Annotated in this window: 9 protein-coding genes and 2 pseudogenes; 4 read left to right on the top strand and 7 right to left on the bottom strand. The window is 40.9% G+C overall.

Annotated features, from left to right (window positions below):
- Positions 1–359 precede the first annotated feature (359 nt).
- The gene (locus ACJ004_RS03380) at positions 360–6,248 is read right to left on the bottom strand and encodes an Ig-like domain-containing protein (protein ID WP_410891104.1); all 5,889 of its coding nucleotides are present in this window, start codon (positions 6,246–6,248) and stop codon (positions 360–362) included.
- Positions 6,249–6,590: 342 nt separating this feature from the next.
- Between ACJ004_RS03380 and ACJ004_RS03375 the strand changes: the two are divergent.
- A pseudogene (locus ACJ004_RS03375) lies at positions 6,591–6,788 on the top strand (tyrosine-type recombinase/integrase); the annotation flags it as partial.
- Between the two features lie 608 nt (positions 6,789–7,396).
- Here the strand turns inward: ACJ004_RS03375 and ACJ004_RS03370 are convergent.
- The 5 genes from ACJ004_RS03370 to ACJ004_RS03350 all read right to left on the bottom strand — a co-directional run bounded on the left by ACJ004_RS03370 (position 7,397) and on the right by ACJ004_RS03350 (position 10,737).
- The gene (locus ACJ004_RS03370) at positions 7,397–8,704 is read right to left on the bottom strand and encodes an efflux RND transporter periplasmic adaptor subunit (protein WP_410891103.1); all 1,308 of its coding nucleotides are present in this window, start codon (positions 8,702–8,704) and stop codon (positions 7,397–7,399) included.
- A 4-nt stretch (positions 8,705–8,708) separates the two neighbouring features.
- Entirely contained in the window at positions 8,709–9,020 is a 312-nt protein-coding gene (locus ACJ004_RS03365) for a hypothetical protein (RefSeq protein ID WP_410891102.1), read from the bottom strand.
- A gap of 20 nt (positions 9,021–9,040) precedes the next feature.
- Positions 9,041–9,247, bottom strand: coding sequence for a hypothetical protein (locus tag ACJ004_RS03360; RefSeq protein WP_410891101.1), 207 nt, complete (start codon positions 9,245–9,247; stop codon positions 9,041–9,043).
- 954 nt (positions 9,248–10,201) lie between these two features.
- Positions 10,202–10,420 (bottom strand): aldehyde dehydrogenase family protein, encoded by a 219-nt coding sequence (locus ACJ004_RS03355; protein WP_410891100.1) that lies wholly within the window; start codon positions 10,418–10,420, stop codon positions 10,202–10,204.
- 53 nt (positions 10,421–10,473) lie between these two features.
- The gene (locus ACJ004_RS03350; protein ID WP_410891099.1) at positions 10,474–10,737 is read right to left on the bottom strand and encodes an aldehyde dehydrogenase family protein; all 264 of its coding nucleotides are present in this window, start codon (positions 10,735–10,737) and stop codon (positions 10,474–10,476) included.
- Between the two features lie 477 nt (positions 10,738–11,214).
- Between ACJ004_RS03350 and katG the strand changes: the two genes are divergently transcribed.
- Positions 11,215–13,416: a catalase/peroxidase HPI gene (katG, locus tag ACJ004_RS03345; RefSeq protein WP_410891098.1), complete on the top strand. Its 2,202-nt coding sequence runs from the start codon at positions 11,215–11,217 to the stop codon at positions 13,414–13,416.
- An 86-nt stretch (positions 13,417–13,502) separates the two neighbouring features.
- Here katG and ACJ004_RS03340 read toward each other — a convergent pair whose 3' ends face one another.
- Positions 13,503–13,676: a hypothetical protein gene (locus ACJ004_RS03340; protein ID WP_410891097.1), complete on the bottom strand. Its 174-nt coding sequence runs from the start codon at positions 13,674–13,676 to the stop codon at positions 13,503–13,505.
- A gap of 152 nt (positions 13,677–13,828) precedes the next feature.
- Here ACJ004_RS03340 and ACJ004_RS03335 point away from each other — a divergent pair, with 152 nt between their 5' ends.
- Together ACJ004_RS03335 and ACJ004_RS03330 are read left to right on the top strand one after the other, a co-directional pair.
- Complete coding sequence (locus ACJ004_RS03335; RefSeq protein WP_410891096.1) at positions 13,829–13,978, top strand: zinc-ribbon domain-containing protein; 150 nt, start codon at positions 13,829–13,831, stop codon at positions 13,976–13,978.
- A gap of 339 nt (positions 13,979–14,317) precedes the next feature.
- A pseudogene (locus ACJ004_RS03330) lies at positions 14,318–15,277 on the top strand (APC family permease).
- Positions 15,278–15,529: the final 252 nt, after the last annotated feature.

Here is a 15,529-nt window from a genome sequence, read left to right as displayed (position 1 = left end):
ATTCAGTAATACTGAATATTTCAGGTCAATTAAGTCCATAAAATCAAGGCGTTACTGTAGTTTTATGCAAGGACCGACTATTATATCTATTGTTACTAGTAAGTCTGTGCAATTTTTGTGCAATGGTAATTATTTTTACGATTAAGAGGTAGGGTGGAATATTTAAGCCATTATCAATAAAGTAAATCAATTAATAGAAAGTATGTAAATCGGTGTTGCAGCGTTTCTCCTCGATCCTTTCAGGTTCAGGAGTAACAGAAGAACTTTCGACAAACAAAAAACTCGCATTTTCCTCTCATGTCTAAAGATCACGAGTTTCCAATGCGAGTTGATGAAGCTTACTGTTTATTGCTTAATTCTTACTTCACAGTAATGGTACGTTTTACAGTTATACTCACGTTTCCTGCTTTATCTACTACAGAAAGAGTAACCGTATGATTTCCCTTGCTCAATTTTGATAAAGACGCTGTAAATGTACCTTTACTTGAAACTGTCACTTTTGCTGCGGTTTTGTTGTCAATTTTTACAACAACTGAGGCGCCTGCTTCTGCAGAACCACTGATGCTAAGTGTCCGTTTCTTGCTATCCAACACAAATTTTGAAATGATTGCCGCTTTTGGCGCCGTACGATCCGTTACCGTGATCGATGTTGCCGTACTCGTATTTCCTGCTGCATCCTTCGCATTCACTGTTAAGATCGTGCCTGCTTTTTGTGGTGTGATAGCGATTTTGTAGTATCCTGTTGCCGTTGCTTTACCTGTCGCGACAACCACACCTGCTTTTTTCACCGTAATGGTGGCATTCGCTTCTGCAGATCCAGAAATGGTCTTGTCGTTATCATCGATCGCATTGATTTTTGGTGCATTTGGTGCCGTACGGTCTAAAACCGTTACGTTTGTGTTTGCACTTACGTTACCTGTTTCATCTGATGCGCTAACAGTTAACACAGTGCCTGCTTTTTGCTTATCGATTTCCACGATGAACTTACCGTATTTATTCGCTGTTTCTGTTCCTATCACAATGCTACCACGTTTCACCGTTACCGTTGCGTTGCTTTCCGTTGACCCAGAAACAATCACGTCATGTTCTGTCACAGGTTTCACGCTTGGTGCTAGAGGAGCCGTTACGTCAAGAACTGTGATCGAAACGGTTTTACTTTGGTTACCGGCTTCGTCTGTTACGGTTACTGTTAACACCGTTCCTGCTTTTTGCGGAGCGATACTCACTTGATAGTTTCCGTTTTCATCTGCTTTCGCCGTGCCAAGTGCACCGTTTGTGCTGCTAACGACAACATTTGAATTTGCTTCTGTTGTTCCTGAAACAGCTGTATCTTTGTCACCAACTTTTCCAACAACTGGCGCATTTGGTGCTGTCAGGTCTGAAACCGTGATTGATACTTCTTCGCTCACTTTTCCTTCTGCATTTGCGACGCTAATTGTTAAAACTGTTCCTGCTTTTTGAAGTTCGATTGGAAGTGTGAAGTCTCCCGCTTCATTTGCTGTTCCTGTTGCGAGGACGTTTTCATCTTTTTTCACAGTCACTATTGCATTTGGTTCTGTTTTACCTGAAATGCTTGTTTCGTTATCTCCAAGACCTTTCACAACTGGTGCGTTTGGAGGTAACGTGACATCCGTTGTTGCCGTTGCCACATTTGAAAAACCAGCGTTTAATCCGCCTGTTACCGTTACGCGGAATTTGTAAGTCGTGTTTTCGTTTAATCCAGTCACAACTGCTGTATTTGAATCAACTGCTACAGGACTTGCTGTTGTAGCTGCCGTCCATGTTATGCCGTCCGTTGATTTTTCAATTTTTATATTGGTTGCATCAACAGCTGCTAACCAGTTAAGGGTTGCTGTATGATTCGTTTTGGTTGTTGCTTTTAATGTGTTTACACGTGTTGATAGACCTAAAACATTGAAGTAGTCTGTAGCGTACTTACCGTCAACCATCTCTTTTGGTGTGATGGTCGCATCTGGGTTGGCTTTGTATAAACTTGCAACCAGAAAATTCATATCCGTTGCATTGACAATACCATCGCGGTTCAAGTCTTCGATGTTGAAATCAGTCGGTTTTTGAACGCCGAATTTCTTCGCAACTTGTTTCACGTCTAACACGTCAATGACACCGTCTCCATTTACCTCACCGGCTGCTGCAACTGGTTGAGAACCTGGACTGTTTATTAACTCACCGATGTCTTCGCCCCACGATGTTTTCCTACCAAGCGTCCATTTCTTAATGCTCTTTAAGTGTCCAGGTGCTTCGACGACAATATCGATTGGATCTTTCGATAAAGGAATATGCTGGATATCTATAAAACCGTTTTTGGCAATCGGTGCTTGCACTTTTGTCCCGTCTGACAATTGCGCGTATGCTTTCGCTCCTAGGATGGAATAATCCATCGTAAAGTTTGCATAGAACGCTTGAAGGTGGGCAAAAGTTACCACATAAGAGCTCTTTGGTACGATTGCATATTGGTTAATTTGGTTGAATGATGGAATGACTTTCGGTTCTTCTTCACCGTATTGTGTATACGTGAATGGCACTATATTTTCTTCGATGTTCATCTTGTCATAGGTGCCGTTGATGCTGTATTTACCGTCATAATACAGTTTAAATGTCACATCAAGGAATGGCATATCACCGCTGATTCCTTTGAAATCTTCACCGCCGCTGATATGAGCGCCCGCATTCACCATGTCTTTAGTACCTGGATAGACAGGGTGATCCTTCACAGTTGGTTCATCCACACTAACTGTTAATCCGTGCTCATCCGCATAGTGCTGGAATGTTGGGTTCACTTTTACGTTTTGGAACTGGAAGAGCCAATCATAGAATCCAACATTGTAGTTTCCGGCCATCAAATCCTTTACGTTATTTAGATTTAATGTCATCGTCAACGTTTCATCTTGATAGAGTTTTTCCTTATCGTAAGTTGGTACCACATAAGGTGTGCCTTTTTTGACGAATGCATAGGAATTGGATTCATCCATCAATTCCGTATTTCTCGCCATATCCATAGGGATTAGTTTGATGGTTGCTGGACCATTCTCAATATCAGATGGTTCAATTCCGATTTTTGTATCTCCGTTTGCATCAAGTGGGAAGTCGCCGTTCGCTATAGCTTTTTGATTGAAGTAATAAAAGAGCTTATTATCAGACTGTGTGTAGCCTAAATCTGCTAATTTTGCCGTTCCTTCGTCATACACATTCGTATGAAGCCAAAACGCATGGTACGTATTTCCGTCTTGCCCCACTTCATCTGTAAAGTCCGAATCACTTAGCTCATAGACGCCAGGTTTATGGTCTTTAAACGTCAACTTCGGTAACGTGTTATCGATGATAAACTGTTGATTACCGACCTCGTATCTCACCGCATCTGCATCTGATGTACGAAGTTTGATACTATACTCACCTTCTGGCAGTTTCGCCATCGGCTGATTGATGTCTGTTTTTTCATCTTTCGCATCGCCGATAAACGGATAATACGATGGCGAGAATGCTAATTTTAGATCCGTATCAAGAGCTGCACCGTTTAAGCTAAATGGTTTTAACGAACTTGCTCCAAGTGCTTTGCCGTCTTTATCATAGATGATCGCCCACATATCTTTCATCGGGCTGTTTAATCTGAATCGCATATAGCGAGTTTGAGTTACCATCCATGGATGACTATAAAGCATCGTTGTGATTGCTGGATTCAAAATCTCGACGTCTCCGATTCCTTTTTCAACGAAGCGAGTCGCGAACGGAATGCGATAGTGTTCGTTTGGATTGTCATGGTTGACAATGTTCACATACCCTTCATATTGTCCCATCTCTGCGGAAGCAGGTATATTAACCGTTGCTGTTACATTGGTTGACCCGCCTGCAGCGACCGTCACAGATGATGTAGAAGTCGTGACGGTTACATGGTTTGCTCCTGCGTCACTTACCCATGCACTATCATTATCAACCGGTTTACTATATTCAGCCGTAATGTCGAATGTTTTCGCTTGAGTACCGCGGTTTTTAAAGACAACCGTACGATTGGCAGAGTTTGTGCTACCTTCTTTTTTGTAAACAGCACCAAACGTCAATGCGCCTTTTTCATACGTGATCGTGACAATGCCACCATTTCCATCACTCTTTAATGTGGAGTCTTGTACCTTGAATGCCATATCGTTATGAACGGCTTCTGCTACATCTACTTCACCAGCGCCTACTTCGTACACGGAATAGTCGCCATTTAGTTTGTCCGCACTATTCATCAAGGCTGCTTTGACATCAGCCGGTTTGTAATCTGGGTGTGCTTGTAAAATCAGTGCCGCAATCCCTGCTACGTGCGGAGTAGCCATGGATGTACCCGAAATACGAGCATACGCTTGTGAGTAATCAATTCCTGGTTCTGGACTGTGGATATATTCTGGATACGTCGAGTAAACCGATACCCCAGGAGCCACAACGTCCGGTTTAATGTCATAGGTTGTTGTAACTGGTCCTCTTGAACTGAAGCTAGCCAAATGGTTACCTTCAGTTATAATTGACCCGATATTCGTAAACGTAATCGAAGCTGTTTCTGCAGCTGCTTTTAAGCGTTCGCCGTCTGCTTTTGACATGCGGAATGTTGGGATAAAACTAACATCACTTGCCAAATAGTTATCAATGTCGCCGTCGATATTGTTATACATGATTGCCGCCACTGCGCCTGCTTTTTGTGCATTGACAATTTTAGAGGCAAGTGAATAGGTTCCACGTTGAATCAATGCTATTTTCCCGCGCAAATCAATCGGTTGACCATTTGCATCTTTGAAATCATCCTCGCTACCTAAGCCGACAAATACCACTGGATAGGTTTGGTTTAGAAGGGTTTCCACATGATCATTAAACCCTTTTCCAAGCAATTTAAAGTTGGTGAAGGTTTCGTTTCCAACTGTCGCCGTTGCTGTCGGAATCGATATCGGGAAGTCACTTGCACCAACCGTAATCGGAAGCGCTGCTGCTCCAGGTGTGCCAAGTGTATAGGCAAAATTACCTGCGTTTCCTGCTGCAATGACGCACGTTACACCAGCTAATGTTGCATTGTTAACCGCGATTGCTTCTGCGGATGATGGATCGTTACTCGCTGCACCAAGTGACATGTTAATGACTTTCATGCCGTCACTAACGGACTTGTCAATGGCTGCAACAATCCCGCTTGAAGCACCAGAACCGTAAGGACCTAGTACGCGGTAGACATATAAATCAACGCCAGGGGCAACCCCTTGTGCCGGATTTTCGACATTGGCTTTCGATTGTGCTGCGATTGTTCCAGATACGTGCGTACCGTGGTACGTCGGGTATTCACGGCCTGGTGTGACTGGCTTACCTGCTTTCACCCAGTCATCGTACGTTGTTTCCATCGGATCTGCGTCGTTATCGATGAAATCCCACCCCTTAACCGATTTCGGGTCAATCGTATTCGGATTCACACCTTCTTGTTTTCGGTACCCTTTATACACATCCGTTAAATCCGGATGGTTGTAATCAATTCCTGTATCTAACACGCCGACTTTCACGCCGTTTCCTTTAATGCCTTCGTTATGAAGCGCATCAATTCCCGGAAGTGGGATACTATTTTCTTTTAGTCCTTCCACGCTTTGTTGTGACACAGCCGTTGGTTTAATCGGGTCGATTGTGACCTTTTCGTCCGCAAAGACATGGCTAACAAGCTCTGAATCTAACAGTCTCTCAACCATTGTTCCTGGAAGTGTCATCGCTACCCCGTTCAACGCGTTCTGATATTCGCGCGTAATTTCGATAGCAGGTGATGTTCCAGTTTCATTTTCTGCCGTAACTACATTTGCCGTAACTGCATTTTGTGCCGTAACCCCATTGACGCTCGGTTGATGCGCAGATAATCCTTCGATAAACGAACGGAATTGTTTGTGCGTATCAGCGACGGCTTGTTTCTCTTCTGTTAGGGTTGTCTTGTCTCCAGCTAATTGCGCCTGCATCACCGCTACTTTTGCCGGTTCTTGCTTGAATTCAACAATGACGCGAACAGGTTCCGCGCTTGTTGTGTCGATTTTAGACGAAATTTCCGGACCACCTATGCTGATCTGATTCAATGCCGCAATCTGTTCTTTCGTCAACTGTGGAGCGCTCGAATCCTGATGAAGAGGATCGATAGGTATTGATGATGCCGCTAGCACGTTGTACGGAATGACAGATGACAGCAATAAAGCACTCATCGTCGTCGTTGCTAAAATGTTCTTTAACTTACGATATGCCAATTCACTTTCCCCCGTTTTTTAATATTTCGACAATTAACATTTTTCATTATATATTGAATTGTCCGTGTAGTGTATTGGGGGAATGTGAGTTGAAACCCTCAAAATTTCATGTGAAATTTTTTGCATAAAATTTCGTTAAATTTTTATAATCCTATATTTATTAGGACTTTTCATAATAATTTATATTGGGGTAATTTTCGAATTTTTTAAAAAAACTAAGGACAGGTGCATTAAAATAGCCTTTTCCATTTATTTAATTTTGAGACAAAGTTATACTTCAAGCTAGACATCTTGAGACTCTATTATTACAAAAAAAAGCTATCAAATTCCTAAAATACATAGGAAATACACGTTCCTAAAAGTCCATTTCATAATTTAAGACATACTCATGCCACCATTTTAATGCGAATGGGTGAAAATCCAAAAGTAGTTAGTGAACGGTTAGGACATGCAAGAGTCGGGATTACTCTCGATATATACTCGCATACAAATGAAGAAATGCAGAAGAATACAGCCGATCGTTTTGATGATCGATTCTGAACTTAATGAACAAAAAAGAACATAAGAGCAATCAATGGAACCCTTGGTACCGTCAAACAATTTGGTAGCCGCGTGCAGTTTCTGTGCAGTCTTTATGCAATGTATAAATATACAGGAATAAAATGGATATAACTAAAAATAAGGAAAAGGCTCAAACCCTTGATACCACCGGGTTTAAGCCTTGTCTAATTGATGACTTGTGAGGGATTCGTACCCACGCCCCTTCCCTGTCAAGAAAGGAAAACGAATCTGATTATAACAGTTTTGTTATTGATTGCCTGATTTAATAAGCTACAGTTTCCGTTTAATTAGGATAAGGCTGATTAAATTGGTGGCAGGATGTTGGATTTTACCACCACAATGCCACCAACTTACTACCAGAATGTTCCTGCATTCGATATGTGCGGAGTGTATATGGCAACATATGGGTGTTGGTGAATTACTTTGATAAATAATACTATATAAAAAAACAAGCCAGCTAATATTACACTGGCATGTCCATTATACTTGCTTTTCTTATTGTCTCATATGGAAAATAACATTTGTGTCTACAGCAATATTTTGTTCTTTTTTGAATCCAATCACTATCATAAAATACCTGTGAAATACTAATCAAAAAGAGATGTTCCAATGCGAACAATCCAGGATGGATTTTCTACTAATTTGTCTTCTTCCTTTACCCCCTTAAGTATGGCAACCCATTTGCCTTCATTTTGACCAGTTTCTACCTTTTGTTTCTGAATCTTCCCTTTTTTTTGTACATATACATAGGTCGATTTTCCAAAGCCCATGATGCTCGTTTCAGGAACTGCTAACAACTGCTTTGACTGTACTATTACATCAAGCGTGGTATTGTAGCCAGGATATAGGCCCTTTTGTGAATCTATACTTGCTTTAAAGGAATAGTATGGAATAGTTTCTTGTTGTGTTTCTTTACCCTTTTTTGCAGGTGTTTTATACGTAGGATAATCACTAACCTCCGCAATTTTCCCTTTCCATTTCTTATTTGCTATTACTTTAGAAGTTACTGTAATAGATTGGCCTGATGAAATTTTTGCTTTTTCTGCTTCTGTGAGCTTTCCTTTAATTTGGAACGGATCATTAGAAGCGATTTGCATGATTGCTAGTTGCTGATTTTCTTTTGCTCGAAAACCTTGACCTACATTTTGGTTCAGGTTTGAAATTACACCTGCAGTGTTGCTGATGACAGTTAATGTTTCGAGCTCAGCTTTTAGCTTTTCAGCCTGCAACGTATTTTTTTCTACATTGAGTTCTGCTGTACGGAGCTCAGCTTTTGCTTTATTTAGTTCAGCTTGAAGTGACTGGATCGTGATAGCTTTAGTAGCTATGTTAGCTGAATCAACTGCATCAGTTGTATCAGTTGTATCAGTTGTATCTGTTGTATTGGTTGTATTGGTTGTATTGGTTGTATCAGTTGTATTGGTTGTATTGGTTGTATTGGTTGACTCAGCTTCTCGTATATCCTGCTTTAATGAAGTGATTTGCTCTTTCATCTGAGTAACATTTGTTTCTGCTAGCTTTTTATTTACTTCTGCTTGTCCTAGCTCAGCCGCGACTGTTGAGCCTTCATAAGAAAAGAGCTTTTGTCCTTTTGTAACTGCTTCCCCTTCTTTTACAAAAATCTCCTGTATAGACCCTTTTTTTGCATTTAAATAAATCGTTTCAGCATGACTTTGTACAACACGACCTGACACTGTTTTTGTTTTAGTAAAATTTTTTTCTGTTGGATTTATTAACACTAACGGCTTAGATTTACTTTTTTTAACTTCTATTACAGCTACGCTTAACATCACAGAAATGAATAAAAGAACAAGGATCCCAAGTAAAATCCATTTCTTTTGACGCGAGGTACGTACTTGTTCATTTTCTATACCAATTCTTTTTGCTGTTTCCATAACCCTACCCCTTACTCGCTACACCGTTAAACGCGCGCTTATATTCATTTGTAATCTGAATTTCAGATTGTTTCGTCGAATGAGATGAAGCTTCAGTACTTGGCGTGTAACCAAATGTACTGATCGCATTAACGCCTGCTTTTTCTGGTACCATTTTTTGAATAAACTCTTTAAACAGTTTATGACTATTATTTACATCTTGTTTCGCTTCTTTTAACGAAAGATCATTTCCTGCTACTTGTTCTTGAAGTACTGCTATCTCTGCCGGAGATTGTTTAAATTCTACAATCACGCGAACCGGCGCAGAGTTGTTCACGTTAATTTCTGGAGATATTTTTATCTCAATACGTGACTGAAATGGTTAAGAGCCTTTGACTGCTCAGGTGTTAAATGTAATGCTTTAGATTGACTACTTGTACTGGTCCCTTGAATCGTGTTTTGGACCGAGTCTGCAGCCAAAACATTAAAAGGAACAACACTAGAGAGCAATAAACCACCTATTGTAGCATTTGTAAGAATTTTTCTAAACCTATTTTTCCCCAAAACAATTCCCCTCCCAAATGCTAAAATTCTTTTTTTTATAAATTTTTCGACAAATTACTACTTTTTATTTTACTTTAGATTTTTTCTATAGTAAATTGGGGGAATTTGATACAAAACGAATAAGAAATGAGGGAATTTATCGATTAAATATGTATAAAAATCTAACTTTTTGTCGATATACTTATGTTTTTAAGCAAAAATAACTTGGGGAAATCTAGATAATCTAAATAATGTTTTGGGGAATTAGTAATGTTATATTGATTATGAAGGTACTACAATTACATAGATTTCAGAAAAAATTAAATAACCTTAGCCCGAATACAGGGCTAAGGCTGCTTAATAAATAACTTTTTCATTAACTTCTACTTGAAAGAAGTAAGTCTAAGGGTTAATTGCCTTTCTTTAAAATAAGTTGCGAGACACACTCAACATGTCTGGACTGCTGATTATAGAAATCTAATAATTTGTAGTGATGTAGCTTTATTCACCTTATTTCATTTATTTGATCGACAGTATAAGCAGTTCAAGCAGTTTTGAAGTTTGCTAGCATCTATTTTTCTAGTACCTCATGTACCCAAAAGTATTTATAAATCAATCTTTCTTGCTTCCTAGTGTTATCTTGTAATTTGTAGTTTTAAAAATTTGGGCACCAAACAGGCACCTATTTAATCTGTATACCATTAACTTCACTATTACACATTATCTAATGAAAAAAATAGACTGTATTATTAACTTATGAATGCTTTTAGTTATCGCTGGTTAAAAACGAGATCTGTTCTACTACATTCTACAACATCTCCGATCGAGTACCGTCAACTTCATACCGCTAAATCTCCCTGTTGTTTAAAGTTACTTATAGAAGTGGTTGATTTTTCTAATATTGGCTGCCGAGTTGGCTCCCAGCAGATTTCTGCTCTTTTAGATTGGAATCGCGTATCCCCAACCATCATGTAATCAACTTTCGCCCCCTGTATCGTTGGCAATTTGGTTTGCCATAACCAAAGGATAATTCCAAGGAACAATAAGACCGACAACACCAATCGGTTCACGAATAACCATGGCTTGAATATCATCCGGAACATCATAGGTTTGACCATGAGGCTTTGTTGCCAAACCTGCATAATAGCGTAATTGATTTACTGCATCTTCCACATTATACAGTGATTCTCGCAATGTTTTCCCATTATCAAGCGTTTCTAAGTATGCAAACTCTGCTTTTCTTTCTTCTAGTTATTTGATATTTGCAGCAATCGATCCGCACGATCCCTTGCTTTGCTGTTCATCCAGCCATCATCATAAAATGCTCTGTGTGCAACCGCGATAGCGTTTTTTGCATCTTGTGCTGAACCTTCCGTAACAATCCCGATAACCTCACCATTTGCAGGATTGATGATTTCTCTCTTCTCACTAGCATCACTTTCAACCCATCTTCCATCGATATACATCTTTTGAATAATGGTATCCGGAACTAAGACTGATTTGATATCCATAATATGAGAGGTCCTTTCTTCTTATTTTCTGAAAAAGTCTATTTATCTATCTGAATGCCCTTATTTTTGCAAAAAAAAGGAAGGCTGAAAACCCTCTCTGGAGTAATATTACGATATCAACTACTACAGAGGTATTAGATTTCTACTGCCCTTGACTTTTTATAGAAACCGTGCCTGCAAATATTTGAACGTAATTTATTACATCTTTCAAATCATAATTTAATTCCCCAACTACAAATTCAGAAACCTTGTCTTAATTACTGGTTCTACAACTTTCTTACCTGGTATATGTATATAAAGTAACTAGAGAGATACTTTGTATATTTGTTGGCAATTATTTCATTCTTAAAGACAATATTTCTTTCAACACAATTAAGAGTTTATTATAATTATAGTTAGGGGTAATTTTCCAATTTATAAATCCCAAAGGAAAATTTTCCATTAAATAGTTTAGTCAAAGAAGGAGGAGCAAAACGCATGCAAGAAAATGGTAACATGGGAAAGTGCCCGTTTCACGGTAGCACTACTAGTTCAAAATCTAGTGGTACGTCAAACCGAGACTGGTGGCCAAATCAGTTGAACTTGAACATTCTCCATCAGCATGACAGAAAATCGAACCCTATGGGAGAAGACTTTGATTATGCAGAGGAATTTAAAAAGTTAGACTACGATGCGCTTAAGCATGATCTCCAAGAACTCATGACAGACAGTCAAGATTGGTGGCCTGCTGACTATGGACATTATGGACCGTTTTTTATCCGAATGGCTTGGCACGCTGCAGGTACATATCGGACAGGCGATGGCCGCGGTGGTGCTGGAACGGGTAACCAACGTTTTGCTCCCCTTAACAGCTGGCCGGACAACGGTAACCTTGATAAAGCCCGGCGTCTGCTATGGCCGATTAAGCAAAAGTATGGCAACAAGATCTCTTGGGCTGACTTGCTTGTTTTAACAGGTAATGTAGCGATTGAATCCATGGGTGGCAAGACATTTGGATTTGGAGCAGGACGGCCTGACATTTGGCATCCAGAAGAAGATACCTATTGGGGTACAGAAACAGAATGGCTGGGTGATAATCGTTACTCAGGCGATCGAGATCTAGAAAATCCACTGGCTGCCGTACAAATGGGGCTTATCTATGTGAACCCTGAGGGTCCAAATGGCAAACCAGATCCCCTTGCAAGTGCTCGTGACATTCGTGAAACCTTCGCACGTATGGGAATGAACGATGAAGAAACAGTGTCTTTAATAGCGGGCGGCCATACTTTCGGTAAGGCGCACGGTGCAGGAGATGCTGCCCTTGTTGGTCCGGAGCCGGAAGCTGCTCCGATTGAAGCGCAAGGCTTAGGCTGGCTAAGCACATACGGCAAGGGTTTTGGCCACGATACCATTACCAGCGGTATTGAAGGGGCTTGGACTGCTAATCCGACACAGTGGGATAATGGTTACTTTGATCTATTGTTCGGCTATGAATGGTGGCTTACAAAGAGTCCTGCAGGTGCATGGCAGTGGCTTGTGGTAGACCCTGCTGAGGAACATCTTGCACCAGACGCAGAAGATCCATCCCTTAAAGTACCTACGATGATGACCACCGCTGATATGGCATTGCGTCATGATCCGATATACGAAAAGATTGCCCGACGATTCCATGAGAATCCGGAAGAATTTGCCGAAGTCTTTGCCCGTGCCTGGTTCAAACTAACTCACCGTGACATGGGTCCTAAAGCAAGATATCTTGGCCCTGAGGTTCCTGAAGAAGATTTGGTCTGGCAAGATCCTGTACCGACTGTTGATTATGAATTAACAGATTCAGAAGTGGCGGAGCTAAAAGAAAAAATCCTGAACGCAGGACTTACTGTAAGCGAGCTTGTCACAACTGCTTGGGCATCCGCCAGTACCTTCCGCGGCTCAGATAAGCGCGGCGGCGCTAATGGTGCCCGCATCCGTCTTGCTCCACAGAAGGATTGGGAAGTGAATCAGCCGGAGCTGCTTGCAAAAGTCCTCCATGTACTCGAAGACATTCAAAGTACATTAGATAAAAAAGTCAGCCTTGCCGATTTGATTGTCCTAGGTGGCAGTGCTGCGGTAGAAAAGGCAGCACGTAATGCAGGCTTTGACGTAACGGTTCCGTTTGCTCCTGGACGCGGCGATGCGACGCAAGAACAAACAGATGCGGAAAGCTTTGCCGTGCTGGAGCCTGTTGCTGATGGGTTCCGCAACTATCAGAAGCAGCAGTTCAGTGTAAGTCCAGAGGAGCTCCTGATAGATAAGGCACAACTCTTAAACCTTACTGCGCCAGAAATGACTGTACTTATTGGCGGTATGCGTGTTCTAGGTACTAACTACCGGGGCACAAAACACGGAGTTTACACGGATCGTGTTGGCACACTCACTAACGACTTCTTTGTTCACTTGCTGGATATGGGAGTAGCTTGGACTCCTGTAGATGGAGGCGTATATGAAGGACGTGACCGCAAAACAGTTGAAGTAGTGCGGACAGCAACAAGAGTGGACCTCGTGTTCGGTTCCAACTCTGTTCTCCGGGCCATCGCAGAAGTGTATGCACAAAACGATAACAAAGAGAAGTTTGTGCGCGACTTTATCGCAGCTTGGGTCAAAGTAATGAATGCCGACCGCTTCGACTTGAAGTTGAAAAAGGCTGTATTAACGGGGAAATAAAGTAATAAAGCAAGAGCTTGTATAATAACAAAGCACTTTAAGGAGAGTGGTTTTTCACTCTCCTTTTATAATGGATCGGGTTTCTTCTATTTTATTCGTTTAATTCTGGTTTCCTTTTTGGCTTTGATGAGTTTTCGCTTTTTGACCATTTTCCTTCTTTCTATTTCTTTGGAACAAACTTCACTCCATGAAATTAATTCTTCATCAGACATTGTTGGTATTCTTTCAATTATTTCATTTAATGATTCCCATTTAATCATGTTCAAAACCCTTTCATATGATTATGAAGATAGTCTTGACAGTTTGTAATTCTGTTTATACTATTTTTTCTTTTTCTTTCCTAGTCAGGCTTCTCTAAAATCCATATTGTGCCTACCAAATTGGCTGTATCCATACTGTTCAAGGACTCGAAATGGATTATGTAAAGGTTCTTATCGGACCTGAAATTGCAAAACAGTGGCACCCTACAAAGAACATTGGCTTAAATCCTTCCAATATCTCACCAGGATCGGGAAATCGCGTATGGTGGTTATGCCGATTTTGCGGCCCAAAACTAAACTAATCCTGTTTTCGAAATTAACGCTCTTTTCTAACATAAACCTCCGCATCGAATAGATTTCAATCTTTAACCGTAAGGCGCTCTCTTCTATTTCCTGATACCCTTTCCCCGTATGAAAATGAGCGAGAAAATGAAGGTCTGCCGAAACATCTTCAATATCGATCTCCTCTCGAAAACGCTGTTGAAGCTCCGCGATTAACAATTTTCTTCGTTTATCATACTGATGGTTCATCCGTTTTACGTGTCTTGCATATTCACCGCTTTCAATGAAAAACTGCAATGTAAATAACATAAGAGAGTTACTGTATTGGATGAAGTTAGAATAATGCTCCCTGTGCGCTTATAGTTGGCGGCTGGCTGCTTTTAACAGAAAGGCATCATGGTCTTGGCGTGCTCTTTGATTCTTTTGGTGCTTCAGGCAGTGATAGCTATTTTATTGCATTTGCAGCAGCTTCATTAATTGGAATTTTTCAATATTATGGGTTCGAAGCTTGTGGTGATGTAGCTGAAGAAGTACCGAATCCAGGTGTTCTTATCCCGAAGGCAATGCGTCGGACAATTTACATTGGCGGTGCTGCAGCAACTTTTGTTTGCGTTGCTTTAATCCTTGCCATTGCTGATATCCCAGCAGTTATCGCTGGTGAGGATGTAACACCTGTTGATACTATACTAAACGATGCATTTGGCCCTATTGGAGCATAGATTGTACTGGGTATTGTGGTGATTTCTTTCCTTTCATGTGCAATGAGTTTACAGGCGGCAGCAAGCAGACTTACCTATTCGTATGGACGTGATGACATGATTGTAGGAAGCAAATTGTTAAAGAAGTTTTCGGCTGCTCGTCACATCCCGCCATTTGCCCTTCTTCTTGCGGCTTTTGCTCCTGCTATCATTGTGCTTGGATCAAAGGTTTCTACAGATGCGATCACAAAGATAGTCAGTTTTGCGGCATTTGGCATTTATCTTGGCTTCCAAATGGTTGTCCTTGCTTCGCTTCGAGCTAGACTTAAAGGATGGAAGCCAAGTGGAAAGTATCAATTAGGCACGTGGGGACTCCCTATCAATATCGGTGCACTTGTTTACGGAATAATCGCAATGATAAACATGTGCTGGCCAAGAACGCCAGATGTACCATGGTATGATAACTATATCGTGCTCATTTCAGGAGTGGTAGTTGTTGGATCTGGTTTATTGTATATGATGATTCATCGAAGCTACGGACATAGCGATATGCCGTATGATGACGCAATACCGAAAAAATATATCTCGAAGCAAAACGAGCCCAAAGACATATCAATGTAGGATTAATGCCGACAGTAGACTACTCCGATTTTCGAACTGGTCTACTGTCTAAAAAGATCCTTTCCCCCTGTTAGTGTACTGCTTATCTATTTAATAATTTCACTTTTGAAGGTTTTTTTCCTGTCTTCTTTTAGTGGACGCGGCCGCAACCCATACAGCTCTTTTGCCCGCTTAAACCGTTCTGCCATAAATAAAAAGCCTCCTTCACTTCATCGGGTTTTCCTAACATAGCAAAAGAGGCTCCCCAGTCTG

The sequence above is a fragment of the Neobacillus sp. 204 genome (genome assembly GCF_046562815.1).
Lineage (GTDB): Bacteria > Bacillota > Bacilli > Bacillales > Cytobacillaceae > Neobacillus.
This window is presented reverse-complemented; position numbering and strand designations above follow the sequence as displayed.

Coding starts and splice junctions, on each gene's coding strand:
- ACJ004_RS03370 (WP_410891103.1), bottom strand. CDS start 8,704: ATGGAAACAGCAAAAAGAATTGGTATAGAAAATGAACAAGTACGTACC.
- ACJ004_RS03350 (WP_410891099.1), bottom strand. CDS start 10,737: ATGGATATCAAATCAGTCTTAGTTCCGGATACCATTATTCAAAAGATG.
- katG (WP_410891098.1), top strand. CDS start 11,215: ATGCAAGAAAATGGTAACATGGGAAAGTGCCCGTTTCACGGTAGCACT.
- ACJ004_RS03340 (WP_410891097.1), bottom strand. CDS start 13,676: ATGATTAAATGGGAATCATTAAATGAAATAATTGAAAGAATACCAACA.
- ACJ004_RS03335 (WP_410891096.1), top strand. CDS start 13,829: ATGGATTATGTAAAGGTTCTTATCGGACCTGAAATTGCAAAACAGTGG.